Source organism: Polaribacter porphyrae, from assembly GCF_002954685.1.
Classification (GTDB): domain Bacteria; phylum Bacteroidota; class Bacteroidia; order Flavobacteriales; family Flavobacteriaceae; genus Polaribacter; species Polaribacter porphyrae.
In genome coordinates this window covers 2855057-2881200 of record NZ_MSCN01000001.1, presented here as the reverse complement: position 1 = coordinate 2881200, position 26144 = coordinate 2855057, and the positions used below count along the sequence as shown (strand labels likewise).

Here is a 26144-nt window from a genome sequence, read left to right as displayed (position 1 = left end):
AATTAATTTATGTCAGACGCTTTAGTAATTATCCCCACTTACAATGAAAAAGAGAATATTGAAGCTATTATTAGAGCTGTTTTTAATCAAAAAAAAGCGTTTCACATTTTAATAGTTGATGATAATTCTCCTGATGGAACTGCTACTATTGTAGAAGAATTAATGAGCGAATTTCCCAATTACCTTTTTATTGAAAAGCGAAAAGGTAAAAACGGTTTAGGCACTGCATATATTCATGGATTTAAATGGGCTTTGGCTAGGAAATACGAGTATATTATTGAAATGGATGCTGATTTTTCTCACAATCCCAAAGATTTAATTCGTTTATATAAAGCTTGTAATTCTGGTGAAGGTGATGTTTCTGTAGGCTCAAGATATGTAAATAATCAAGTAAATGTAGTAAATTGGGACATTAAGCGATTATTACTTTCTTATTTTGCCTCTAGATATGTACGTTTTGTTACCAACATTCCTGTTTTTGATACTACAGCAGGTTTTGTTTGCTGGAAAAGTAAAGTACTCGAAACCATTAATCTAGATAAAATTAAATTTGTAGGCTATGCGTTTCAAATAGAAATGAAATTTAAAGCTTGGAAACATAAATTTAAAATAAAAGAAGTCTCTGTTGTTTTTACTGATAGAGATTTAGGAGCTTCTAAAATGAGTGGAAATATAGTTTCTGAAGCACTTTTTGGAGTGATAAAAATGCGTTTAAAAGGATTGCCAAAATAAAGAATGATGAAATCTTATTTGATAAAAGGAGCTACAATTGTAAACGAGAATATAACCTTTACAGGTGATGTTTTGATAGAAAATGAAATTATAAAAGAAGTTTCATCAAAAATAAATATCGCTAATCATGTTGAGGTAATTGATGCTAAAGGCAAATATTTAATTCCTGGTTTTATAGACGATCAAGTACACTTTAGAGAACCAGGTTTAACGCACAAAGCAAATATTGCTACTGAAAGTAGAGCAGCTGTTGCTGGTGGAATTACTACTTTTATTGAGCAACCTAATACAGTACCACAAGCTACTACTCAAAAATTATTGGAAGATAAGTTTGAAATTGCTTCCAAAACATCTTACGTAAATTATTCTTTTATGTTTGGTGGTACAAATACCAATTTAGATGAACTGCTAAAAACAAATCCAAAAAAAGTAGCAGGTATCAAATTGTTTTTAGGTTCTTCAACTGGTAATATGTTAGTAGATGATGTTGAGGTTTTAGAAAAGATTTTTTCATCAACAAAAATGATAATTTCTGTACATTGTGAAGATGAAGCTACTATAAGAAAAAACACTTCAGAATTTAAAGAAAAGTTTGGTGATGATATTCCAATAAAATATCATCCAATAATTAGAAGTGAAGAAGCTTGTTATATTTCTTCATCAAAAGCTATTGAATTAGCAAAAAAAACAGGAGCTCGGTTGCATATTTTCCATGTTTCTACAGCTAAAGAAACAGAACTTTTTAGAAATGATATTCCTCTTGAAGAAAAACAAATTACTGCTGAAGTTTGTGTTCATCATTTATGGTTTAATGAAAATGATTATGAGGAAAAAGGAACTTTTATTAAATGGAATCCTGCAGTAAAAACTGAAAAAGACAGATTAGGTTTATGGGAAGCTTTATTAGATGATAGAATTGATGTGTTAGCCACAGACCATGCACCACACACTTTAGAAGAAAAAAGCAATGTCTATACAAAAGCACCAAGTGGTGGCCCATTAGTACAACATGCAGTTATTGCAATTTTAGAAAAAGTGAAAGAAGGTATTATTCCTATAGAAAAGGCAGTTGAAAAAATGAGTCATAACCCTGCAAAATTGTTTCAAATAGAAAAAAGAGGATTTGTTAAAGAGGGTTATTATGCTGATTTAGTGTTAATTGATACTGATAAACCACAAACAGTAACTAGAGATAATGTACTTTATAAATGTGGATGGTCTCCTTTTGAAGGTACTACTTTCTCATCTACAATAACCCATACTTTTGTAAATGGTAACTTAATTTATAATAATGGTGTTTTTAATGATGATATAAAAGGAAAACGTTTAACTTTTAACCGTTAAAATGAAAAAAGGATTTTACTTTTTAAGCATTCTATTAATCTGCTCTTGTACCAGTAACACAATTCTAAAAGCTCCTGAAGATTTAATACCAAAAGATACGATGCGTATTTTATTACAAGATATGCAAATTGCTACTTCTAGTCAATTTTTTAAAAATAACAATCTAGAGAAAAATGTAAATTACATGGCTTTTGTGTTCGATAAATACAAAATAGATAGCGTTCGTTTTAAAGCCAGCAATTTGTACTATATGTCTAGAATAGATGAATACAAAGAAATTCTTGAAAATTCTAAAAAAGGGCTAGAAACCCTAAAAAAATATTATGAAGACATTAGAAACAAACAAGATTCATTACGAAGAGATTCTATTAAAAAATTAAAGAGTAAAAAACTTAATATAGACAGTCTTCATAAAATTATAGATAAAAACCTTAAAACATTAGATACTGTTGCAAAACCTAATCTTTAGGGTAGTTTTTACAGACTCTCTCAATTGATTTTTCGATAGATTCAAACCCGTATTTTAATTCTTTTTGAATTTTCTTTGAAGAATATTTAGAAACAGTATGTGCACTTCTAGCAGAATATTTGCTTAATAATGGTGCTTTCCTCGTTATTTTTGATAAAAGCCAAGCAATTCTCCAAAAAATAGCAGTTTGCCAAGATTTTATTTTTTTTGACGGTCTTTTTTTACCAAAAGCATCCGCAATTAAAAAGAAAATATCTTTGAATGATTTATTTTCTGAAACCAAAATAAAACGTTCATTTTTAATTTCAGATTGCATCAATTCAATCATTGGTTTTACAACATCTTGCACAGCAACAAAACCAGTAATTCCTTCTGTATAATATTTAAAACCAGTATAGACTTGACTGAATAATCTTCCAGAACCAGAATTCCAAAAACCACTCCCTAAAATTACCCCAGGATTCACAATAATAACATTTACTCCTTCTTGGCTGGCTCTCCAAACTTCCATTTCTGCACCAAATTTTGTGATAGAATAACCACTATTATCTAACTCTTTATTCCATTCGCAATCTTCATCAATTATTTCACTACCAACTTTAGCATCACCAACAGCAGCAATTGAACTTACAAAACAAAGTTTCTCAATTTTAGCATCAATAGCTAGGTTGACAACTATTGCTGTTCCATGAATATTAACTTTTCGCATTTCTATGTAATCTTTTGAATTAAAAGAAATAAATGCAGCACAATGATATACATATTTTACCCCTTCAAAAGCAGGAATCATAGCAGGGACTTGAGTAATGTCAGCCAAAAACCACTCAATTTTATCAAATAAAGTAGCATCAGAAGTATAAAAAGAAAAAACTTGTTTTACCTTGTCTAAAGAAGATTGTATTCTATAAATAGCTCTAATTTTATCATTCTGTAAGGTTAAATGATACAATAAATGAGAACCTACTAAACCAGTACCTCCAGTAACTAAAATCATACTGCTAATTTATGATTTTTTGGTTGATAAGTTTATCTTTGTTGCTTTTTAAAACTAATTTATTTTTTGAAAATATCTTGTCATTTCGACTGAAATGGAGAAATCTATAAAGTATTTGAGATTTTTCGACTCCGCTCAAAATGACATTTATAATTTATATAATCTTATCGAGTTTATACAATGAAGAATTTTATTGAAGAATTACAATGGAGAGGAATGCTACATGACAGCATGCCAGGAACTGAAGAACATCTTTTAGAAGAAATGCGAAGTGCTTATGTTGGTTTTGACCCAACTGCAGATTCTTTACATATTGGTAATTTAGTGCCAATTATGTTATTAGCTCATTATCAAAGATGTGGACACAGACCCATTGCTTTAGTTGGTGGTGCAACTGGTATGATTGGTGATCCTTCAGGTAAATCTTCTGAACGTAATCTATTGGATGAAAAAACTTTACGTCATAATCAAAAATGTGTTAAAGCCCAATTAGGTCATTTTTTAGACTTCACTTCAGATGCTGATAATGCTGCAATTTTAGTAAATAATTACGATTGGATGAAAGATATTTCTTTCCTAGAATTTATTAGAGATGTTGGTAAACACATTACCGTAAATTACATGATGGCTAAAGATTCTGTAAAAAACAGAATTGGGGCTGAATCTAAAGAAGGTATGTCTTTTACAGAGTTTACCTATCAAATGGTGCAAGGTTATGATTTTTTACATTTATTTAGAGAAAATGCAACCACAATTCAAATGGGTGGTTCTGATCAATGGGGAAATATTACAACTGGTACTGAATTAATTAGAAGAATTGGTGGTGGAAAAGGATATGCCATTACTTGCCCATTAATTACAAAATCTGATGGATCAAAATTTGGGAAATCTGAAGGAGGCAATGTTTGGTTAGATGCTAAAAGAACCTCTGCTTACAAGTTTTACCAATATTGGTTAAATACGTCTGATGAAGATGCAGAAAAGTATATCAAAATATTTACTTTTTTAGATAGAGAAACTATTGATGCTTTGGTTGTTGAACACAAAGAGGCACCACATACACGAATTTTACAAAAACGTTTAGGAGAAGAAGTAACTGTTTTGGTTCATGGAAAAGAAGAATACGAAAAAGCAATTGCAGCTTCTAATATTTTGTTTGGAAAATCTACTGCTGACGATTTAAAATCGTTAGATGAACAAACATTTTTAGATGTTTTTGACGGAGTTCCTCAAGCTACAATTTCTACTGATGAATTTTCTGAAGGATTAGATATGATTGGAGCATTATCTGCAAAAACAAACTTTCTAAAATCAAATGGAGACGCACGTAGAGCCTTAAAAGAAAACGCTATTTCTGTAAACAAAGAAAAAGTAAAAGATGATTTTGTAATTACTGATGATGATTTAATCGCCAATAAATACGTGCTTTTACAACGTGGTAAAAAGAGTTATTTTTTGTTGATTGTTGAGTAAATTTTATAAGATAAGCATTCTATGAAATTAAAAAACATACACATAGAAGATATTGAAGATGTAATTGTAAAAATTGAAAAATCATTTCAGATTCAATTTGAAAATAATGAACTAAAAGAGGTTAAAACTTTTGGAGATTTATGTTATGCTTTTAAAATGAAAATCGATTTAAAAAATAGTGATGACTGTACATCTCAACAAGCTTTTTATAAACTTCGAAAAGCTATTTCTGAAACAACAATAATAAATAAAGATCAAATTAATCAAGATATAAATCTAGAAACTTTATTCCCAAAAAAAAGAAGAAGAAGGAATATAAAAAAACTAGAAAAAAATTTAGGTTTTCAATTATCTATTCTTTCTCCAAAACAATCTACAATTAATGGAATTTCCTGTTTATTTTTTGTGTTTTTCATTACACTTTTCTTTTCTTGGAAGATTGGAGTTTTAGGAATTATAATAGCTTTATTTTCATTTGTATTTGCTTATAAAACTGCAAATACTTTAAACGTGAAAACTATAAAGGATTTAATTTATAAAACTAAAAAAGAAAATTACTTAAACGCGAGAAGAAATAAAAAAACATTTAACAAAAAAGAAATTGACACAATAATAATTGATTTATTTTCTGATTATTTAGATTTAGATAAAAAGCTACTCACAAAAGATGCAGAGTTATATTAATTTGATATTTACCTATCCTCAATTCTATACACAAATTTGTGTGCACTCCAATCATCATCTATAGCCGAGACTTTTACATCCACTAAATCATTACTTAAGCCATAGTTTCTAACAAACTCTTTATCTATTTCTGATGATAGTTTTGAAGATTTTTTTGGCCAACTAATCCATAAAATTCCATTCTTTTTTAATGTTGGTTTTGATTTTTTAAAAGCCTTTGTTACTTCATCTTCAGTAGTACCAAAAATATGAATAAAGTCTAACGTTTCTTTTGGCTGATTATCATCAGAAATAATGACACCATTAGGAAAATCTAGAAAGAAAGCTAAATAGTTTTTTGGCAAATTATATACTTGAATTAAAAAGTTTTCTTTAATACCCAGTTTTTTTGATAATGGTGTTTTTGAATATCGAGCCATAAAAAGTACTATTACGAATTCTTAAATATAAGATTTTATAAAAAAGAAACTGCCTGAAAAAATAACATTTCTTTTCAGACAGTTCTCCTTGTTGTCCCCCAACAACAATAATCAATAAAAGCTATTGATGTATTTTAATCCAATTTTTATCAGCTTCGTTTTTTAATTTTTCTGCTCCTTCTTTCGTCCATAACTCTAACGTATTTGTTCCCCAAGAATTGTAAAACAAATACAATTTTCCTTCTCTAATCTCGAAAGTTTTAGGGTCTATAGAAACTTTTTTGCCTTTTTTGCCAATGGCATAAGCACAATAACCTCCATATTGTGGAATATATTTTTTAGGATTTTTAGTAAAAGTTTCTAGGTTTTCTTGAGATGTAAATTTGTATTTAACTCCTTCAAATTCAGTTTTAAATTTCTTATCTCCTTTTAGTGCTTTATTGCTAAAATAAGCTACAACATCATAGCCTTCTGCTATGTATCCTTTTTTTGTATTATAATCTTGAGCGTAAAAAGTAGTAGTTACTATTACTAATAAAATTGTTATAAATTTTTTCATCGATTTTGTTTTTACTTTGGTCGATGAAATTCTTAAATATTACAGAAGCGACTACTTTTTTGAGAGAAGTTTCTCTAAATATTCATTTTGTTTTTCTAAAAGCTCATTGGTTTTATTCATCAACTCAATATTTTTTGGTGTAGAAACCGTATTGTTTTTAGGGTCTTCAGCTTTTTTCTTCATAGAATTCATCACTTTTACCACCAAGAAAACTGTAAAAGCAATTACTAAAAAATCAACTCCTGCTTCAATTAATTTACCATAACCAATGGCTATTTCTTCAACTTTAGGCTTTCCATCTGCAGAAATAGCTTCTTGGAGAATAATTTTTTTATTTTCCCAATTTGATCCACTTGTCATTATAGATAAAGGTGGCATTAAAATCTCTTTCACTAATATATTTACAACTTTGTTAAAAGCTGTACCTACAATTACACCAATAGCAATATCAATCATATTGCCTTTTACAGCAAAATCTTTAAATTCTTGTAATAATTTAAATTTCATCTTCAAATCTTTTTTTAGTCTTTGTTCTATTTTCTTTATTCTCTCTTCTAATCTACAAAACCATCAGATTACAACCTCTTATATCAGAATTGTCAAAACGTCCAATAATCTCAAAAGTATTATTTTTATGCACTTTTCCTAAATCTTGTGTAGCAATGAAGCTACAAGAATTATAATTTGCTAAATCAATTACATTAATTCCACCATTTTTTTCTTTTGGTAAAATAGTTAAAGCATCTTCTGTATCTCTGGTTAGAATTTTCATCCAAGGTGGAGTTTCAAAAACACCATTTCCTTTTGAATAGGCTTGACTTAACAATTCTGTCATACCATATTCTGAATGAATTTGATTGACTCCAAATCCGTTTTGTAAAATTTTATGCAACTCTTCTCTAACCAACTCTTTTCTTCTGCCTTTCATTCCTCCTGTTTCCATAACTATGGTGTTTTTTAGGTTAAATTGTTGTTTTTCAACTAAATCCAACAACGCAAAAGAAACTCCTATGAGTAATACTTTTTGGTTTTCATGCTCTAGTTTTACAAGTTTTTCAGCAAGTTCATCCAAATTATTCAAATAAAATCCGCTATCAGAATTATTCGTTTTTTGGATGAGATCATCCACCATAAAAACCAAAGAAGATCCTTTTCTCTCTAAGTAATTGGGCAACAAAGCCAATACTACATAGTCTTGTATATTGCCATAAAAATGAGAAAATCCTTTTAAATAACTATCTTTATAAAGGTTGATATCTGTAACAAAGTGTTTGCTAGTAGTGCTTCCTGTTGTACCAGAACTTGTAAAAACTTCGTCAACCTCATCTATTGAAGAAACAATTTTTCTACTTTTAAAAAACTGAATTGGTAAAAACGGAATATCTTCAATAGTAGAAATATCTGATGGATGTTTGTACAATAAATCACAAAAAGAACGATAAACACGATTTCTTTTAAACTGATAATCAAATACTTGTAGAGCTGTTTTTGTGAAGTCAGTATTAGATTCTATGTTAAAAATTTGTTTTCTCATAAATTTTAACAAAAATACTATTATTAAACGCAACCTTTTTAGAATTTTTACATCTTAAAAATAAAAAGTGATAACTTATGAAGACATTTTTGATGTTTTTTTCTGTTATTTTTCTAACATCTTGTCCTGCAAATACGGCTTTCATAGAATCAGATTGTAATGTGGAAGTACCTATTGAAGATTTGGCTTGGTTAAAAGAAATAAAAACTAGTTTTGAACAAAGTACATCTGTTTCAAAAAAGAAAATTATTCAGTATGACTATAAGAATGAAACTGTTTTTTTAATAAACAGTTGTGATGATTGTTCGGATAATTTAGTAACAGTTTATAACTGTGATAAAGAAGTTATATGTGAATTTGGTGGAATAGCAGGGTTAAATACTTGTTCTGATTTTGAAAAAGAAGCTATAAACGAAAAAATATTATGGGAAAATTGAACTTGAAAAATCTTTTAATTCTGATAGCATCCGTTTTTTTATTCATTTCTTGTGATGAGAAAGACGATGCTATTATTTCAGAAGATGAATCAGTTATTATAAATAATGACCTTTATAAAGAAACCTTAACAAACAATTATACAATTACAGATGTAAAATTAAATGAAAACACACTTACTATTAAAATAAGCAGTAGTGGTTGTGATGGAAACTCTTGGAAAGCTCTTTTAGTTGACGCAAATGAGATTTTAGAATCAAATCCTGTTCAAAGAAATATAAAGTTATCTTTTAATAACAAAGAAGCTTGTTTAGCTGTATTTGAAAAAGAATTTACGTTTGATATATCAATTTTAAAAAAGGGTTTTTCTGAAGTCAATTTGAATTTAGAAGGTTGGAATTCTCAAATAAATTATAAATAAAGATGAAGAAATTATTTACTGTTTTTTTAATTTGCCTTACAACAATGTCTTGTGATGATGATAACACTTTGGCATCACAAAAAACAATAACTGTAGCATCAAAAACAGTAGATTGTATAGGTTTTGTTTCTCAAAAATGTTTATTAATAAAAGATAAGAATCAACAAGATTGGAACTATTTTTATGATACTATTACTGGGTTTACTTATGAAGAAGGTTTTGAATATGAAATAATAATAGCTCAAAGAGAAATTGAAAACCCTCCACAAGATGCATCTTCAATTGAAACAACCTTGGTCTCTATTACCTCAAAAATTAAAAAAACATCAGAAAATTTACCCAACTAAACATCAGAAAACTATGAAATTTAAAATTCACTTACTTTTAGCTCTTGTTCTTCTTATATCATCTTGCGAAAATAATGATGTAAGCATAGATCAAGATAATTTATTACTTGGTAATTGGGTAGCACCTATTTATGATGGAGAAACTACAACTTTTGAAAGAAGTGGTTCTCTACCAGATGAAGCCTATGGAATCTCATTTAAGCAAGATGGTTCTTTTTTAGAAAGAACATCTGGCTTCTGTGGTACGCCTCCTTTAACTTTTTTTAATGTTGAAGGTAATTTTGAACTAAATGAAAGTCTAGTTCAAATTAGTACAAATTCTTACCCTAGTTTTTTTCAATGGAGAATTGTAGAACTTTCTGAAAAAAAACTAATTGTAAAAAGAGAACTTTCTGAACAAGAAAAAGAACACAGAGCTTTAATGGATTTATTTAGTGAAATAGAAAATATGGCATACATAACTTGCAATAATAGTAATGATTGGGCTTTTACTGCTTATGGATCAAAAGCCTGTGGAGGTCCTCAAGGCTATATTCCATATTCTAAAAATATAAACACAACCTTGTTTTTCGAAAAAATTGAAGCTTATACAAAAGCGGAAAAAGAATTTAATATTAAATGGGGGATTATATCTAATTGTGCTATTGTAAATCCTCCTAAAAGTGTAACTTGTAACAATAGATTTCCTATCTTAAATTATTAAAATTATGAAAAAAGTATTATTATTTATTTTTGGTTTACTCTTATTTTATGCATGTTCAGTAGATAATGATCAACCTAACTTCAGATACGAACTTTTAACCGTAGACGACTATATAGTGCCTACTTCTTTTACTTTTGGACAGCAAGATACCATTAAGGTAAAGTACTCATTAACAAATGGTTGCTATTCTTTTGATAATATTTATTACCAATATCAAGATACTGCAAGAATAGTTGCTGTTAGAGCATTTGTTATGTTAGATGAGACTTGTACAGATGTGGTTACTGAAGGTATATTTGACTTAATAGTTACTCCAATTCAAAGACAAGATTATCTGTTTAAATTTTGGAAAGGAACAGATAGTAATGGAGAAAATATTTTTGAAGAAGTTGTAGTGCCAGTAAATTAAAAACATCAAGCATAAAGAACTTATACAAAAATGTTGTGAGCAAAATTTAGAAGCTCAATCTAAAGTTTATCAACTTTTTGCTGATAAGCTTTTTGCTGTTTGTTTAAAATATTCTAGAAATTATCAAGATGCAGAAGATAATTTACAAGATAGTTTTTTAATAATTTTCAGTAAAATTCAACAATATAAATTCAAGGGTTCTTTTGAAGGATGGTTAAAGCGGATAACAATACATACTACTATTCAAAAATATAGAAATAAAATGCCTTTAGAGTTAGTTGGTGAGGTTCCTAATAATGCAGATGAAGATATAAATATCGATGATTTCTCTTTTAGTATAGATGTGTTGTTAGAGTGTATTCAAAAATTACCTGACAGATATCGTTTGGTTTTCAACTTATATGTTTTAGATGAGTATTCTCATAAAGAAATTGCTGAATTATTAAATATTTCTGAAGGTACATCAAAATCTAACTTATCTAGAGCTAGAAAAATAGTTAGACAAAAATTAGAAAATTATAAAGAAAGAAATAGCAATTAATGGATAGTAAAAAAATAGATAAATTATTTCAACAACTCAATAATTTGGAGGTTACTCCAAATGAGAAAGTATGGAACAATATCGAAGGAAACCTAAAAAAGAAGAAACGTAAAGTTTTCCCTTTTTGGTGGTTTTCGGGTTCAGTTGCTGCTATCTTGATTCTTAGTTTATTATTTTTTCCTTCTAGTGATAGTGAGGTTATTACAAATAAAAACACCAATGAACTTATCATAACAAAAACACCTGAAAAAGAAAAGATTAATAATAATTTGATTGATGGTAAAAACGAGCATATTAATTCTCAACGAAAAGAAAAAAATAATATCCTTATTTCAAAAAAAGAGGAAAATAGTGTAGAGAAAGAAAATTTACCAATTGTTAAAGAGCAAAATAGTATTAATTTTTCTAAAAAAAATTATGCTAACTATATAATGCTAAATCAAATTGATTTTCAAATACATGCTAAATCATTAAAAAGTGATGAATTACTATTGTTTCCTAAATTATTAGCTCAAAAAACCGATAATAATAATATTGATTTTAATTCAGTTATTGAAAAAAAGGAAGATAGTAAACCAAAAAATAATAAAAATTGGTCAATTGCACCTGTTTTTGCAGTATTACAGTCTAATTCTTTTACAGAATCTTCTCCTATTGACACCAATTTAGCAAATTCTACAAAAGGAGAAAACAGTTATTCTTATGGTGTTCAAATAGCGTATCAAATTAATGAAAAATGGACGATTCAATCTGGAGTACATTTACAAGAGATGAGGTACTCAAATAATGGTGTAGCTGTATTTATATCAAATCGAAACTCATCAAGTACTGTTAATTTTACAGATGGAAACTCTACTTCTTTTGATGAGACCTTTATACAAAACTTAAGCCTAGATTCAAACTCTATAAGTAATGCTATTGGCTCTGGAAGTACTTTAACTCAAAATTTTGGTTATATAGAGATTCCTCTTGAAGTAAAATATAATTTTTTTAATAAAAAAAGATTTTCTTCTCATTTAGTAACTGGTTTTAGCTCACTTTTTTTGAATGCAAATGATATAAATCTTACTTCTCAAAGCCTTAATAGAAAAGGGGAATCTAACAATCTTAATACTATTAATTTTAGTGGTAATTTAGGTTTAGATTTCAATTACCTATTTAATCAAAACTGGTCTTTACATTTAAACCCTATGCTTAAAGTACAGTTAAACACATTTGATGCTAATTCTAATGGTTTTGCTCCTTATAATATTGGCGTTTATACTGGCATTAGATATCAATTTTAAGAATCCTTTTAACGATTATAGCATACCATTTACCGAAATTAATATAGCATAACTTAAAAACAATCTTACCTTCGTATAACTTTTTTGATTTTTGTTTATAGTTTCCTTGATAATTGCTTGAAAAATTAAATTTTATGAGTTACATGATGAAACTTTTTGAAACTACATACAGGACTTTTAGTGGAACAAAAACCATATTAGAAATTCCTAAAAGAAAATCTTCTCAATACATTGTTTACGAAGATAATCTGCCTAAATATTATGTAGATTTATATGATTTGTCTATTGAATCAAATTCGATGATGAATAGTTTAGTTTTATGTGCAAAAAGGTCTATGACTGAAACATTAAAACTAATCAATAAAAAGAATAATATCAATCTTTCTGTAATCAAGATTTCTAAATTAGGTCTTTACAAAAAAAAGAAATCTAAAAAAGTAGAAGTAGATTTAAAGCCTCTTCCAGAAAAATGGCTTTCTTATTCTTTATAAATTTTTACATCTAATTCACCCTTATCATTCATAGAAGCTCTGTACATTCCAGCTGTATTAAACTCGTAAGATATATTGCCATTTTTATCTAGAGCAACTACACCTCCTGTTCCTCCAAGTTTAGTAAGCTTGTTTTGTATTACATCTTTAGTGGCTTCTTTTAAGGTTTTTTGTTGATATTCCATTTGTGCAGAAATATCATAAGCAACTTGGCTTCTTATAAAATACTCACCCCAACCTGTAGAAGAAACTCCACAAGTTTTGTTATTGGCATACGTTCCTGAACCAATAATTGGTGCATCACCAATTCTTCCCCATCTTTTATTTGTCATTCCTCCTGTTGATGTTCCTGCAGCAATATTTCCATGTTTATCTAAAGCTACACAACCTACTGTGCCAAATTTTGCATTTTTAATGTCAGCATCATAAAAAGCAGCTTTTTTATCATCATGATCTAGCTCTGTTTTAGCTCTATCTTTAATTCTTTGTAAGGATTTAAAACGTCTTTCTGTATAAAAATAACTAGGATCAACAATCTCCAATCCTTTTTCTTTCGCAAAGGTTGATGCACCTTCACCAGAAAGCATCACATGATCAGAATCTGTCATCACTTTTATAGCCAATTCTATGGGGCTTTTTACATTCTTTACGCCTGCAACTGCTCCCGCATTTAATGTTTTTCCATCCATAAAAGAAGCATCTAATTCATTGGTTTCTTCATGAGTAAAAACGGCACCTTTACCTGCATTAAATAATGGAGATTCTTCCATAACTTGAATCGTTTTCATTACAGCTTCTTGGCTTGTACCTCCATTTTTAAGAATAGTATGTCCAACTTTTATAGCTTCACTTAATTTTGCTTCATAAGCAGCCTCTTTTTCTGGAGTCATATTTTTCTTTAAAATAGTACCTGCTCCTCCATGGATAATAATTGCAAAATCATTTACTTTTTTGTTTTGTAGTTTGGTAATATTTGTATCAGAATTTTGATTTGAGTTTGTGTTACAACCAAAAAAAAGTAAAGATGATACTAATGCAATCGCTAAATTTTTCATTTTTTGTTTAATTTTAAACAATAAACATTGTTTTTGTTAATTTTATATATGTCTTAATTTATTTGTAAATTCGTTCTTCGAATGTAAACAACAAAAACTAGACTACAAAATGACCGATTTTGGAATAGGTAAAGCATTAAAAGAATTAGGCTTACAAGAAACAAACGAAGGAACATCTACTGGAAATCAAAATTTTTCTTCTGGAAAAATAATTGAAAGCTATTCTCCTGTTGATGGTAAGTTAATTGGTAAAGTTAAAACAACAACAAAAGCAGATTATGAAAAAGTGATGCAAGCTGCAACAGAAGCTTTTAAAACTTGGAGAACAAAACCTGCTCCATTAAGAGGCGAGATTGTACGTCAGTTTGGAGAAAAATTACGTGAGAAAAAAGAAGCGTTGGGAAAATTGGTTTCTTATGAAATGGGAAAAAGCTATCAAGAAGGATTAGGAGAAGTGCAAGAAATGATAGATATCTGTGACTTTGCTGTGGGTTTATCTCGTCAATTACATGGGTTAACCATGCATAGTGAAAGACCAAGACATAGAATGTATGAGCAATACCATCCTTTAGGAATTGTAGGTATTATTTCTGCATTTAACTTTCCAGTTGCTGTATGGTCTTGGAACACAGCTTTGGCTTGGATTTGTGGTGATGTTTGTGTTTGGAAACCTAGTGAAAAAACACCTATGTGTGGTGTGGCTTGTCAAAATATTATCGCAGAAGTTTTAGCAGAAAATAATTTGCCTGAAGGTATTTCTTGTTTAATCAATGGAGATTATAAAGTTGGTGAATTTATGACCAAAGACACAAGAATTCCATTAGTATCAGCAACAGGCTCTACAAGAATGGGTAAAATTGTTGCTAAAGAAGTTGCTGGCAGGTTAGGAAAATCTTTATTAGAATTGGGTGGAAATAATGCAATTATTGTTACTCAAGATTCTGATTTAAAAATGACAGTAATCGGTGCTGTTTTTGGAGCAGTAGGTACTTGTGGACAAAGATGTACTTCTACAAGAAGATTAATTATACACGAATCTATTTATGACAAAGTTAAAAATGCTATTGTAGACGCTTATAAACAATTACGAATCGGAAATCCTTTAGATGAAAACAATCATGTTGGTCCATTAATTGATACAGATGCAGTTGCTATGTATAATAAAGCTCTTGAAAAAGTAGTTGCAGAAGGTGGAAAAATAATTGTTGAAGGTGGAGTCTTATCAGGTGATGGTTATGAATCTGGTTGTTATGTAAAACCAGCAATAGCGGAAGCTAACAACAATTTTGAAATTGTGCAACATGAAACGTTTGCACCTGTTTTATACTTATTAAAATATTCTGGTGATGTTACGAATGCTATTGAAATTCAGAATAACGTTGCTCAAGGTTTATCATCAGCAATTATGACCAATAATTTAAGAGAAGCAGAAGCTTTCTTGTCTGTTGCTGGTTCTGATTGTGGAATTGCCAATGTGAATATTGGTACTTCTGGTGCAGAAATTGGTGGTGCTTTTGGAGGTGAAAAAGAAACTGGTGGTGGTCGTGAATCTGGCTCTGATGCTTGGAAAATTTACATGCGTAGGCAAACCAATACCATAAACTATACAACAGATTTACCTTTAGCACAAGGTATCAAATTTGATTTGTAGACACGTATCCAAATTATAAGAAAAGCTAACTTAAAATAAGTTAGCTTTTTCTCTTTACAGCATAGTTATTAACTTAATTACTGTTAAAATAAACTCAATTTTTACTATCAATTTTATCCAATAAGTATTTTTTGTAACTTACAAGTTCAATTCAAAAACTACTTCAATGCCAAACTACACACTACACATTAACGGACAAGAAAAATCTGTTACAGCAGATGCAGACACTCCATTATTATGGATTTTAAGAGATGAATTAAATATGGTAGGTACAAAGTTTGGTTGTGGAATTGCACAATGTGGAGCTTGTACAGTACATATTGATGGAGTAGCTACAAAAAGTTGCCAAATGCAAGTTTCTATTTTAGATGATGTAAAAATAACCACTATAGAAGGTTTGTCTGATGATGGTAAACATCCTGTACAAGAAGCATGGAAAGAAATTGATGTTCCACAATGTGGATATTGTCAATCAGGACAAATAATGACGGCATCAGCTTTTCTAGCAGAAAATAAAAATCCTACAACAGAGGAAATTAGAGAAGCTATGCATGGTAATATTTGCAGATGTGCCTCTTACAACAGAATTGAAAAAGCAGTGAAAATAGCAGCCGAAAAATTATCATAATCCATAAAAACTGTAAAAATGAAATCTCAAATAAACACGAATTTTAGTAGAAGAAATTTCTTAAAAACATCAGTTTTAGCAAGTGGTGGAATGTTAATAGGCTTCAATTTTTTAACAGCTTGTAAAGCTGAAGCAAAAATGCCAGTAGATATTGCTAGCTTAAACTTCAACGATTTTAATGCATTTATTAAAATTTCTGATGAAGGGTATGTTACTATTTTTTCTCCAAACCCAGAAATTGGTCAAGGTGTAAAAACATCAATGCCAATGATTATTGCTGAAGAATTAGATGTTGAATGGGATAAAGTGAATGTAGCACAAGCCCCATTAGATACCAAAAAATACTCAAGACAAGTAGCAGGAGGTAGCCAATCTATTCGTCAAGGATGGGAAGCATTAAGACAAACAGGAGCCACAGCAAAACAAATGCTAATTAACGCTGCTGCTGTTAAATGGAATGTAGATGCATCTACATGTACAGCTTCAAAAGGAGTAATAACAAATGTAAATGGAGATACATTGGGTTATGGAGATGTGGTTAAAGAAGCAGCTGGTTTAGAAGTGCCAGAAAACGTAAAATTAAAAGATGTAAAAGATTTTACAATAATTGGTAAGGACGTAATTAATGTAGATATAGATAAAATCATCACAGGTAAACCTTTGTTTGGTTTAGATTATAAATCTGAAGGGATGGTTTATGCTTCTGTTGTAAGACCTCCATCATTTGGTAAAAAACTAAAATCATTTGATGCCACTAAAGCAAAACAAGTTAATGGAGTCCTAGACGTAATTCGTTTTGGAGAAAAACTTAAAGCAATAGAAAAACAAGCTAGCGGTTTTACAAGAATTACAGATAAAGTTGCAGTAATAGCCACAAATACTTGGGCTGCAATGAAAGGTAAAAAAGCTTTAATTATTGAATGGGAAGATGAGAAATTAGAATCTACACAAGATCATGATAAAAATTTAACTGATATTTTAGATGGTAAAAATTTTAATACGAGAAGAGAAGATGGTAATGTAAAAAAAGCTTTTGCCTCTGCAGATAAAGTAATAGAAAGAACCTATCATTCACCTTTTTTACCTCATAATTGTATGGAACCTATGAATTTTTATGCTGATGTTACTGCAGATAAAATTCATTTAGTAGGACCAACACAAACTCCACAATGGGCAGCTGGTTTAATAGCTGCAGCTTACAAGGTTAAACCAGAACAGATAAATATAGAAATGACCAGAATGGGTGGTGGTTTTGGTAGAAGATTGTATAATGATTTTTTACTAGAAGCTACAGAAGTTTCTAGCGTTATAAAAAAACCTGTAAAGGTGGTTTTTTCTAGAGAAGATGATATGACTGCTGGTACGTATAGACCAGCAATAAAATATAGAATTAAAGCTGCTTTAAAGGATGGAAAAGTAACAGGTTATCATCTAAAAGAAGCTGCTATTAATAGTAATATGTATGGATTAATACCAAACTTTTTCCCTGCAGGATGTATTCCTAATTATAAAGTAGATACAGGTAATTACAAAAGTAATATTACAACAGGTGCTTGGAGAGCTCCTTATACCAATTTTTTAGCTTTTGCAGAACAAAGCTTTTTTAGTGAACTTGCTCAAGAATTGAATATAGATCATACTGATTTGATATTAGAACTGCTACAAAACGTAAAAGGAACTTCTGATAAAAGAATTCAGTATTCTGGACAACGAATGGAAGATACTATTAAATTAGTAAAGCAAAAAGCAAATTGGGGTAACGCTTCTAATGGAGTTTATCAGGGTTTTGCTGCTTACTACAGTCACAATACACATGTTGCAGAAGTTGCAGAAGTAGTTTTAAAAGATGGGTATCCAATTATTAAAAAAGTAACTGCTGTTGTAGACTGTGGAATTTTAGTAAACCCAACAGGTGCAAAAAATCAAGTTGAAGGTGGAGTTTTAGATGGAATTGGACACGCAATGTATTCTGATTTTTCTTTTAAAGATGGAAAACCAGATTTTAAAAACTTTGATAAATATCGCTTAATAAGAATGCAAGAAACTCCAAAAGTAGATGTTCATTTTGTACAAAATGATAAAAAACCAACAGGTTTAGGAGAGCCAGGTTTACCACCAGCAGGTGGTGCTATAGCTAATGCTATACATGCAGCTCTAGGAAAACGCCTCTATAGCCAACCTTTTGTTAATGAGTTAAAGAAAAGTTCTGTTTTAGGTTAGGGTTATTCTTTAGGTATTACCTTTAAATTAACTCTTTGTGTTCTTGTAGATAGTGTTTCTAAAAATGCTATTACTGCTTTAATTTCTGGTCTTGTAAGATTTAGTTTTTGTAATAATGGAGAAGTTGTAGGAATTAAAGAATCTCTACCTATACCCAAATATTTCTTTTGAATAGGAGAAGGATTTCCTAGATTGTAAAATTCGACAACATCCAAAAGTGATGGAAAATGTCCATGATGCATCCAAGGTCCAGTTTTAGAAATCTCTCTTAATGTTGATGTTTTAAATCTTCCTAAATCTTCTTTTACGCCTGTAACATTATAGCGTCCAAAATCCTCATCTTTTGTACCAAATAAAGTTTGTCCATCATTATGAAATTGATTATCAGAAAAATAAGGTGTGTTATGACAATTAATGCATCTTGCTTTTGTTCTAAATAAATGTAAGCCTAAAACCTCTTGATCTGTAAATACTTCTTTTTTTCCTTTTATAAAGCGATCAAATTTACTACCTCTACTTACTATTGTTCTTTCGTAAGTTGCAATAGCTTTTAAAATTCTATCTAAATTTATTTCATTATCTCCAAATGCTTTTTCAAACATTGGTTTATAGCCTTTTACTTTGCTTATTCTTTCTACAGCTATATTTTTATCAGTATTCATTTCTTTAGGATCTGATATTGGAAATGAAGCTTGATGCTCTAAACTATTTGCTCTTCCATCCCAAAAAAGCGTATGTGCAAAAGCCACATTTTTAATGGTCATAGAATTTCGTCCATTATTTTGTCTATTATGCCCTAAACTTCTAGTTATGTTATCTGTCCAAGCCAATTCTGGATTATGACAACTTGCACAAGCAATTTGTCCTGTTTTTGATAAACGTCCATCAAAAAATAATGCTTTACCCAAGTTTTTTTTAGCTGCAGAAAATGGATTACTTTCTGGATATTTTACTTTGGGTAAAATGCCAATATCTTGAAAAGTACTTTTATCAACCAAAGAATCTAGTTCTGGAGCAGGCCATTTAGAAGTGTCTGTTTGCGCATAAACCTCTCTTAAATAAGAAATATCTGTGTACTTATTTTCTTGTTTTTTGCAAGAAAAAATGACACCTAGTAATATTAAAAGATATTTTAATTTCATTTTTTTAATTAATTTAACTTTACAAAAGAATTAATGCTTTTTATGTTTTTTTTTAAATGCTTTTTTACGAATAGGGTTTTCAAGTAAGGCAAAATTTAAAAGCTTATTTGTATTTGGAAAAGTATCTAATTGGTAGCTGTTTTCTTTTTTCATTCGTTTTTTTAAATCATCAATAAAATTTAGTCTTCTTTTTTCTTTATTTGTGTCATCAACTAAAAATTCTTTAAATCTGTAAGGATGTGTAAATCCAAAATTTCTACCAATTTTCTCACATTCTTTTTCTGATAACCAAATGTGATATGCAAAACGTAACCAAGTGTATCCAATTCTTATTTTGGCAATTCTTGATGCATCTTCATCATCAAGTTCATAAGCTAAAACAACACTTAGAGAATCTCTATATTTTCTTATTCTAGGTCTTATAAATTTATATTTTTCAACTGCTGTATCAAAGAGTTCTTTAGAAATTGAAATATTAAAATTACTATCTAAATGCTTATAGTTTCTACTTAAAAAATCAATTTTAGATAAGCTATCAATTTTTAATTTCTTTCGTTCCCAAAAAAAAGCTAACTCTTCTTTGGACATTTTTTGTAAATCTTGATGATTTTTGTTTTGAGCAAACCCATAAATAGATATGAATAGAGCTAAAATGAACACTTTATTTTTCATCTTTAAAGTTCTATAGGCTTTTTACAATTTTGAGTAATTGGATCTGGATCTGGATGAATTCTTTGGTTATATATCTTATATCTGTCTGTTCTTGTACCTCCAAATAAAGCTGTATTAAATGATTTGAATTCTAGATTTATTTCAATTAATCCAGCAGATATTTCTTTATATGTTCCATTTCCAGAAATTGAAATAATATAGCTATTACCATTTCTACCCTGAATTTGTAAATCATTTTCTATTACTTTTACAAAACCTTCAGTTTTGCTTGTTCCATTTAAAGGGAAAAATTCTAATGCTTCTGGAATGTTAAATCCAGGAGAGTTTGCGCTATCTGTAGATTCATTTGTAAACCATCTTTTTAAATTAAAAGGATTTGTTGTTCTTCCAGCGTTAGGCGAATCAAATCCAATTCTAAATGCATGATGATAAATGTCGTCTGTAGGATCAGATGTTCCTTTATCATCAAATAAAACCGCATTTGGATGGTTCTCGTTTACTATAACAGGGAAGGTAAAAGCAAAAAAGGAACCCCAATCACAACTATCGTCAGCATTAGCATCAAACCAATGTTCTGCATAAGTTCTATAAAAAGGATCTGAAAGATTGTAAAAATTAGACGCTGTAAACACTGTATTATCTCTATCAACAACAATTCCTTTTTTGATGTTCGTTGTTTTCAGACCATTTACAGTATAATTATTTAAGCTATTTAATTCTAATTTTGTTTGAAATTCAAGTTCATCTATTTTAATATTTTCGTCTACGATAAATTCATAACTGATTTGATTACTGCTCGTTATCGGTAGTTTATTTAAAATATACCTAAAATCGCTAGATGTTTCTGAAAGTAAATCTACATTTATAATTTCAGATTGAATAAATCCTTGAGGAAAATCAATATTAATTGTAACTTTTTCATTTAGGTTTCCAATAATCTCAAAATTATTTGGAGGAGCTATTTTATAGTTTAAGTTTAATTCTTCGAAATTAATAGTCAATTTATTATTTGGCAGAATCGTATTTGGCATCCCAATATTAACATCTGTGTCTGATGTTTTGGTAAGTTCAAAAATCATTTCAGGATTTTTACTCATATCCCATCTTTCAGTAAATTTTACAAAAATGGTATCTACCTTTTTATTTTTACTAAAAGTTAATTTATTTTGTGGTGTAATTTCTACACCTGTAATGTTTGAAATTGTAGTTGAGAAATCTACTTCTACTATATTTTCTTTAAGAGAGGTGAGTACTACTGGTATTTTAAGGGTTTTAATATTGTTTTTTGTATACCTCTCTCTTGGCACAATAGCACCATCTATTTCTGGGAATTCCAAAATATCATTATTAATATTTACCAAAAGAAAAAAACGTACAAAACTACCATTTTCATTTGTAAAAATTTTAGATTCTTCTTCTGAACAAGCCAAAAGAAGCATTATTATAAAAAATAAGAATTTAGTAGCCTTCATTTTGCTTGATATTTTGATTTAACTGAATGCTATTAAAAGGTATAGGTAATATGAAAAAATCTGAAGGGTAACTTAAATTGCATGTCACAGAAACACATCCTAAATTACGCTCTACATCTTTTTTATAACGAATGATATCAAACAACAAATGCCCTTCAAAAGCCAATTCTCTTCTGCGTTCCAAAAATATTTCTTCTAACAGGTTATTTGTGTTTTGTAAAGCAGGTAAATTTGCTCTTTCTTTTATAATATTCAAATCTGATAATGCTAAAGCTGTATTATTTAATCTAGCATTTGCCTCTGATCGTATTAAATACATTTCTGATAACCTTATAAATAACGTACCTGCATCATCTTGAAACTTCTTTGTAAAATAATAATTTTGTGGACTTATTATGCCGTTAATATTGGTAGAAATTGCTTCTTCTAAAAACATATTTCTTCTAATATCTTGATTGTTATAAAGGCTTAATAAATCTCCTGAAGCTACATTTCTCGCAAACAAATTGGTAGTTGTACTTGCACCAACAAAAATAAAGTAAGCAGAAATAGATGAGCTTACAGATCCATCAGAATTTCTTGGTGCCGTAAATTCAAAAATGGTTTCACTTACAGGGTCAATAGGTTTTTCCCATTCAGAAATATAGTTAGTGGTATTTAATAACGTTACTCCTGAACTTGTGATTACTTCACTAGCAAGTGCTTTGGATTTCTCCCAATCATTCATCTGCAGTGCAATTCTAGCATATAACGCTTTTGTAGAGATAGAAGAAAAATAGGATGTTTTAACAGCTGGCAGTAATTGTTGATTTTCATATAAAGATAGTGCTTCATCTAAATCTGCCTTAATTAGATTATAGGTATTAGCCATTGTTTCTCTGGCTGGAAAATCTACACCAGCTAATAAAGTTGAAGTGTTATAAATTACTCCTAAATGAGAAGCATCTGCAGTAAAATTATAATTTTGAGCAAAAACAATACTTACTTGATAATGAGCTAAAGCTCTAATCGTTAATAATTCTGCTCTTAACTGATTTAATTCAGACGACGTTAAAAAATCAAAACCTGTCATTCTTTCTATGATAATATTGGTCTCATTAATTATTTTGTACCAATCGTCATAATAACTTTCAAAGTTTAAATCTTGTTCATTAGCATTGAAGTTATACGTTCTATCAATAATAGAAGGTATTTGAACTGTTAACTCGTTTCCAAATGGTGTAAATGTAATATTACCTCCAAGTGCATCTGCATAGGTAGAAAAAGGCCCTGAAAAAACACCTTCTATATCTCTATAAATACCATTATAAGCTTCTAAAACTCCGTTTTTAGTAGATAGTTGTTGGTCTATAGATACTTGTCTATTTGGTTCTTGTTCTAAAAAATCGTCACATGAAATTAGAAGTACTAAAAGTGTTATGATATGTAAATATTCTTTTTTCAATTTTCTAAAAATTTGCATTTACTCCCAGAGAAATTGTTCGCATTTCTGGGTAAGGACTTCTAAATTCTGCTACACCATTTTTACCTTCAGGACTTTTACTCATAAACCAATAATGTAAGTTTGTTCCATTTAAAAATAAACTTAATGATTTTATTTTTGATTTTGTGTTTTCTAATGGTAATTTATAACTCAAATTAATAGCTCTCAATTTGATATGAGAAGCATCAAATAAGTATTTAGTTGAGTTAGAAATAATTCTGTTATTTTTAGAAATAGTAGGATTTACAGCATTATCGCCAATATTTTGCCAAGCATCTGTAAATACATTTACACTTATATTTCTATTAAACAAAACATTATAGTTGTCGAATAGATTTCTATCTACTAGCATATCTTGCCCAAAAGCATAAGATAACATAATATTCATTGTAAAATTTTTATAAGTAATTGAATTTCGTAACCCTCCAAAGAAGTCAGGTTGCGAATCGCCTATAGGTACCCAATCTGAATTATCTAAATTTGCTGCTACATAAGAAGCGTCAAAAGTGTTTCCTTCTACATTGAATAACTCTCTACCTGTTGCAGGGTCTATCCCAATAAAATTAAAACCCCAAATAGCAGACGTAGGAAAACCAATTCTTTGTGCTCTTGCATTTTCTGCTGATGAAAATTCTGAACCTAGGCCTACTAAATTTGTGACTTTATTTCTAATTTTTGAATAATTAAAATTAGTTGACCAACTAAAATCTTTATTAGTAAGCCATTTCGCACTTAAAGAAATCTCAATGCCTTGATTGTACATTTCTGCTCCATTAATCTGTACTGAATTAAAACCAAGTTCTGGAATTACATCTCTAGAGGTAATAATATCTTTTATATTGTCTCTAAAAAACTCTATAGTTGTAGAAAATTTATTCAAGAAGCTAAAATCTATACCTACATTAAATTTTATGTTTCTTTCCCAACTTAAATTTGGGTTTGGAGGAGTTGTAGGGTTTGCAAAATTATAACCATTATATCCATTTTGATTAACATCAATATTGTATAAACCCAAAGCTCTGTAAGAACCAATTCTAGAGTTCCCTGTAGAGCCAAAACTTGAACGCAATTTAAGTAGATTAATATTTTCTGATTTAAAGAAGGATTCATTATTAATTACCCAAGCTGCACCTAAACCTCCATTTAAAGCAGTATTTTTATCGCTTCCAAAAGCAGAACTTTGGTCTATTCTAAAATTGGCTAACAGATAATATTTCTTTTTAAAATTGTAATTAACTTGAGAAAAAATAGATCTACCTGTATTGATGTCGCTATCTGCTTGGTAATCTTGATCTGAAGCTGATGTAATAGGTTGTGGAATACTAAAATTCACAAAACCATCTCCTTTTGCATACTCAAACTCTGTTTTTTGTTTTCTTAATTCTATTCCTAAAAGTGCATCAAATGTATGGTTTTTATTAAATTGTTTGTCATAACTTACTGTACTACTCCAGTTCCATCTATTACTTTTACGTTCTCTCAACATTCTTCTACCAAACTCTCCACTATTGAAAATACCAGAACCATTATCTCCAGAAAAAAAACGATCTTCATTTTTATCTGAAAAATCAATCCCAAAGAGAGTACTAAATTTTAGGTCTTTATTAAGCTCATAATTTAGAGAGATACTACTTACGAAAGATCTTGTTTCAGCTTCGTTTTTATTTTGATTAGCAACAGCTAAAGGGTTTCCATACGTAGCAAAAAAAGTATAATCTCCATTAGCGTCAAAAACAGGAATTGTTGGGTCTAAAGCAAAGTTGTATAAAGTATTTGGACTATTTTTTGTTACAATTGATGGAGAAAAACGAATTCGAGCATAGAATTTATCTTTTCTGTAATCTAGACCTAAACTTCCATTTAAACGTTTGAAATCATTATTTACTTGTGCTTCATTATTTACTTGATAACCTATATTTGCTCTATATTTCCAGTTTTTATTTCCACCAGAAATTCCAAAATTATAATTGGTATAAGTGCCAACTCCATTTAACAATTCTTGCCAATTTGTATTTACGCCATTCCAAGCTTGCACGTTGTTAAAATCACCGTTATTAAAGTTAAAAATATTCTTTACAGTATTGTATTGCTCTCCATTTAAATATTTGAATTGATTAATTGGACTACTGATACCTGTCTGTACTGAAGCATTGTATTGTAGTTTTCCGTTTTTACCAGATTTGGTTGTGATAATAATTACACCATTTGCAGCATCAGCTCCATATAACCCTACAGCAGCAGCATCTTTTAAAATATTGAAGCTTTCAATATCTTGTATGCCAATTTTAGCAAGTGGATTTAAGATGTTTTCTGATAAATTTCCAGAACCTACATCAAAAAAATTATTACCATCTAAACCGGTTTCTTCAGATAAAATAACTCCATCAACAATAATTAAAGGTTGTGTAGATGTACCAACAAGGCTATTATTTAAAGGTGTTAACGAACCCTGACCTCTAATATTGATTTTAATTTCTTCTCCTAATTGATTGTTAGATTCTATGTAAACACCTGCAACCTGACCTTCAAGCAGTTGATCAAAAGAGGTAGCTACTTGTTCAGGCACAATATCTTTTGTTTTAATGTTTTCTATACTCCCAACAATATCTTGTTTTAGTTTTTTGGTACCATAAGAAGAGGTAACAATAATTTCGTCTAAATTTGCAACATCTTCTTCTAATTTAATAACAAAGTAAGATGTAGTACCTAGTTTTATTTCTTTTGATTTAAAACCAATAAAATTAACCACTAAAATTATATCTTCAATTTTAGTTTTTGTTTTGATTTTATAAGAGAATTTTCCATTAAAATTGGTAACAGCTCCTTTTCTTGTTCCTTTTATTAAGATTGATGCATTGGGTAAGGGTTCGTTTGTTTTTGCATCTAATACAATACCAGTAATATTTCTTTCTTCTTGGGCAAAAGAAAAAAAGTGAATTGAAATAATGATAAGAAATAATAATTGTTTCTTCACGAGTTT

27 protein-coding genes are annotated in these 26144 nt (G+C 29.4%); 16 read left to right on the top strand and 11 right to left on the bottom strand.

Features of this window, described 5'->3' with window-relative positions; all coding sequences use genetic code 11:
* Nucleotides 1–9 precede the first annotated feature (9 nt).
* Genes BTO18_RS12995 through BTO18_RS12985 form a run of 3 tightly spaced genes read left to right on the top strand, consistent with a single transcriptional unit; the run spans nt 10 to nt 2545 of the window.
* Nucleotides 10–732, top strand: coding sequence for a polyprenol monophosphomannose synthase (locus BTO18_RS12995; RefSeq protein WP_105016633.1), 723 nt, complete (start codon nt 10–12; stop codon nt 730–732).
* Between the two features lie 6 nt (nt 733–738).
* On the top strand, nt 739–2076 hold the full coding sequence (locus BTO18_RS12990) for a dihydroorotase (protein ID WP_211295635.1): 1338 nt from the start codon (nt 739–741) through the stop codon (nt 2074–2076).
* 1 nt (nt 2077) lies between these two features.
* A complete protein-coding gene (locus BTO18_RS12985; RefSeq protein WP_105016631.1) occupies nt 2078–2545 on the top strand; it encodes a DUF4296 domain-containing protein in 468 nt (155 codons plus the stop codon).
* Here the strand turns inward: BTO18_RS12985 and BTO18_RS12980 are convergent.
* A complete protein-coding gene (locus tag BTO18_RS12980) occupies nt 2535–3539 on the bottom strand; it encodes an NAD-dependent epimerase/dehydratase family protein (protein WP_105016630.1) in 1005 nt (334 codons plus the stop codon). The two genes, BTO18_RS12985 and BTO18_RS12980, sit on opposite strands and share 11 nt — an antisense overlap.
* 180 nt (nt 3540–3719) lie before the next feature.
* Here BTO18_RS12980 and tyrS point away from each other — a divergent pair, with 180 nt between their 5' ends.
* The gene (gene tyrS, locus BTO18_RS12975) at nt 3720–5012 is read left to right on the top strand and encodes a tyrosine--tRNA ligase (RefSeq protein WP_105016629.1); all 1293 of its coding nucleotides are present in this window, start codon (nt 3720–3722) and stop codon (nt 5010–5012) included.
* A gap of 21 nt (nt 5013–5033) precedes the next feature.
* On the top strand, nt 5034–5696 hold the full coding sequence (locus BTO18_RS12970) for a hypothetical protein (RefSeq protein ID WP_105016628.1): 663 nt from the start codon (nt 5034–5036) through the stop codon (nt 5694–5696).
* An 8-nt stretch (nt 5697–5704) separates the two neighbouring features.
* Here the strand turns inward: BTO18_RS12970 and BTO18_RS12965 are convergent, their stop codons facing one another.
* The 4 genes from BTO18_RS12965 to BTO18_RS12950 form a co-directional block, all read right to left on the bottom strand.
* Complete coding sequence (locus BTO18_RS12965) at nt 5705–6115, bottom strand: DUF3052 domain-containing protein (protein ID WP_105016627.1); 411 nt, start codon at nt 6113–6115, stop codon at nt 5705–5707.
* Between the two features lie 121 nt (nt 6116–6236).
* Nucleotides 6237–6674 (bottom strand): YHS domain-containing (seleno)protein, encoded by a 438-nt coding sequence (locus BTO18_RS12960; RefSeq protein WP_105016626.1) that lies wholly within the window; start codon nt 6672–6674, stop codon nt 6237–6239.
* 51 nt (nt 6675–6725) lie between these two features.
* Nucleotides 6726–7181, bottom strand: coding sequence for a large conductance mechanosensitive channel protein MscL (gene mscL / locus BTO18_RS12955; protein WP_105016625.1), 456 nt, complete (start codon nt 7179–7181; stop codon nt 6726–6728).
* A 52-nt stretch (nt 7182–7233) separates the two neighbouring features.
* Nucleotides 7234–8208, bottom strand: coding sequence for a LuxE/PaaK family acyltransferase (locus tag BTO18_RS12950; protein WP_105016624.1), 975 nt, complete (start codon nt 8206–8208; stop codon nt 7234–7236).
* A 77-nt stretch (nt 8209–8285) separates the two neighbouring features.
* Here BTO18_RS12950 and BTO18_RS12945 point away from each other — a divergent pair, with 77 nt between their 5' ends.
* From BTO18_RS12945 to BTO18_RS12910, 8 genes are all read left to right on the top strand, one after another.
* The gene (locus BTO18_RS12945; protein ID WP_105016623.1) at nt 8286–8645 is read left to right on the top strand and encodes a DUF6970 domain-containing protein; all 360 of its coding nucleotides are present in this window, start codon (nt 8286–8288) and stop codon (nt 8643–8645) included.
* On the top strand, nt 8633–9064 hold the full coding sequence (locus tag BTO18_RS12940) for a hypothetical protein (RefSeq protein ID WP_105016622.1): 432 nt from the start codon (nt 8633–8635) through the stop codon (nt 9062–9064). Before BTO18_RS12945 ends, BTO18_RS12940 begins: the two co-directional genes overlap by 13 nt.
* A 2-nt stretch (nt 9065–9066) precedes the next feature.
* The gene (locus BTO18_RS12935; RefSeq protein WP_105016621.1) at nt 9067–9411 is read left to right on the top strand and encodes a DUF4377 domain-containing protein; all 345 of its coding nucleotides are present in this window, start codon (nt 9067–9069) and stop codon (nt 9409–9411) included.
* 13 nt (nt 9412–9424) lie between these two features.
* Nucleotides 9425–10114, top strand: a complete 690-nt coding sequence (locus BTO18_RS12930) for a hypothetical protein (protein WP_105016620.1) — start codon at nt 9425–9427, stop codon at nt 10112–10114.
* Between the two features lie 4 nt (nt 10115–10118).
* Nucleotides 10119–10523: a hypothetical protein gene (locus BTO18_RS12925; RefSeq protein ID WP_226789041.1), complete on the top strand. Its 405-nt coding sequence runs from the start codon at nt 10119–10121 to the stop codon at nt 10521–10523.
* The gene (locus tag BTO18_RS12920) at nt 10519–11064 is read left to right on the top strand and encodes an RNA polymerase sigma factor (RefSeq protein WP_317197602.1); all 546 of its coding nucleotides are present in this window, start codon (nt 10519–10521) and stop codon (nt 11062–11064) included. The genes BTO18_RS12925 and BTO18_RS12920 overlap by 5 nt, the downstream gene beginning before the upstream one ends.
* Complete coding sequence (locus BTO18_RS12915; RefSeq protein ID WP_105016617.1) at nt 11064–12350, top strand: outer membrane beta-barrel protein; 1287 nt, start codon at nt 11064–11066, stop codon at nt 12348–12350. The genes BTO18_RS12920 and BTO18_RS12915 overlap by 1 nt, the downstream gene beginning before the upstream one ends.
* A gap of 143 nt (nt 12351–12493) precedes the next feature.
* A complete protein-coding gene (locus BTO18_RS12910) occupies nt 12494–12841 on the top strand; it encodes a hypothetical protein (protein WP_226789040.1) in 348 nt (115 codons plus the stop codon).
* On the opposite strand, the gene BTO18_RS12905 is transcribed toward BTO18_RS12910, so the two are convergent.
* Entirely contained in the window at nt 12829–13896 is a 1068-nt protein-coding gene (locus BTO18_RS12905) for an isoaspartyl peptidase/L-asparaginase family protein (RefSeq protein ID WP_105016616.1), read from the bottom strand. The genes BTO18_RS12910 and BTO18_RS12905 overlap by 13 nt on opposite strands.
* A 109-nt stretch (nt 13897–14005) precedes the next feature.
* On the opposite strand from BTO18_RS12905, the gene amaB reads away from it, so the two are divergent.
* The 3 genes from amaB (at nt 14006) to BTO18_RS12890 (ending at nt 18395) form a co-directional block, all read left to right on the top strand.
* On the top strand, nt 14006–15547 hold the full coding sequence (gene amaB, locus BTO18_RS12900) for an L-piperidine-6-carboxylate dehydrogenase (RefSeq protein WP_105016615.1): 1542 nt from the start codon (nt 14006–14008) through the stop codon (nt 15545–15547).
* Between the two features lie 166 nt (nt 15548–15713).
* Nucleotides 15714–16175, top strand: coding sequence for a (2Fe-2S)-binding protein (locus tag BTO18_RS12895; RefSeq protein WP_105016614.1), 462 nt, complete (start codon nt 15714–15716; stop codon nt 16173–16175).
* Nucleotides 16176–16193: 18 nt separating this feature from the next.
* Nucleotides 16194–18395 (top strand): xanthine dehydrogenase family protein molybdopterin-binding subunit, encoded by a 2202-nt coding sequence (locus BTO18_RS12890; protein WP_105016613.1) that lies wholly within the window; start codon nt 16194–16196, stop codon nt 18393–18395.
* 2 nt (nt 18396–18397) lie between these two features.
* Here BTO18_RS12890 and BTO18_RS12885 read toward each other — a convergent pair whose 3' ends face one another.
* Genes BTO18_RS12885 through BTO18_RS12865 form a run of 5 tightly spaced genes read right to left on the bottom strand, consistent with a single transcriptional unit; the run spans nt 18398 to nt 26138 of the window.
* Nucleotides 18398–19537 (bottom strand): cytochrome-c peroxidase, encoded by a 1140-nt coding sequence (locus BTO18_RS12885; RefSeq protein WP_105016612.1) that lies wholly within the window; start codon nt 19535–19537, stop codon nt 18398–18400.
* Between the two features lie 30 nt (nt 19538–19567).
* Nucleotides 19568–20209 (bottom strand): hypothetical protein, encoded by a 642-nt coding sequence (locus BTO18_RS12880; protein WP_105016611.1) that lies wholly within the window; start codon nt 20207–20209, stop codon nt 19568–19570.
* 2 nt (nt 20210–20211) lie between these two features.
* Nucleotides 20212–21681, bottom strand: coding sequence for a hypothetical protein (locus tag BTO18_RS12875; RefSeq protein WP_105016610.1), 1470 nt, complete (start codon nt 21679–21681; stop codon nt 20212–20214).
* Nucleotides 21668–23125 carry a RagB/SusD family nutrient uptake outer membrane protein gene (locus BTO18_RS12870; RefSeq protein WP_170063271.1) on the bottom strand — a complete coding sequence of 486 codons (1458 nt, stop codon included), beginning with the start codon at nt 23123–23125 and terminating at the stop codon, nt 21668–21670. The genes BTO18_RS12875 and BTO18_RS12870 overlap by 14 nt, the downstream gene beginning before the upstream one ends.
* 4 nt (nt 23126–23129) lie before the next feature.
* A complete protein-coding gene (locus tag BTO18_RS12865; protein WP_105016608.1) occupies nt 23130–26138 on the bottom strand; it encodes a SusC/RagA family TonB-linked outer membrane protein in 3009 nt (1002 codons plus the stop codon).
* Nucleotides 26139–26144 lie beyond the last annotated feature (6 nt).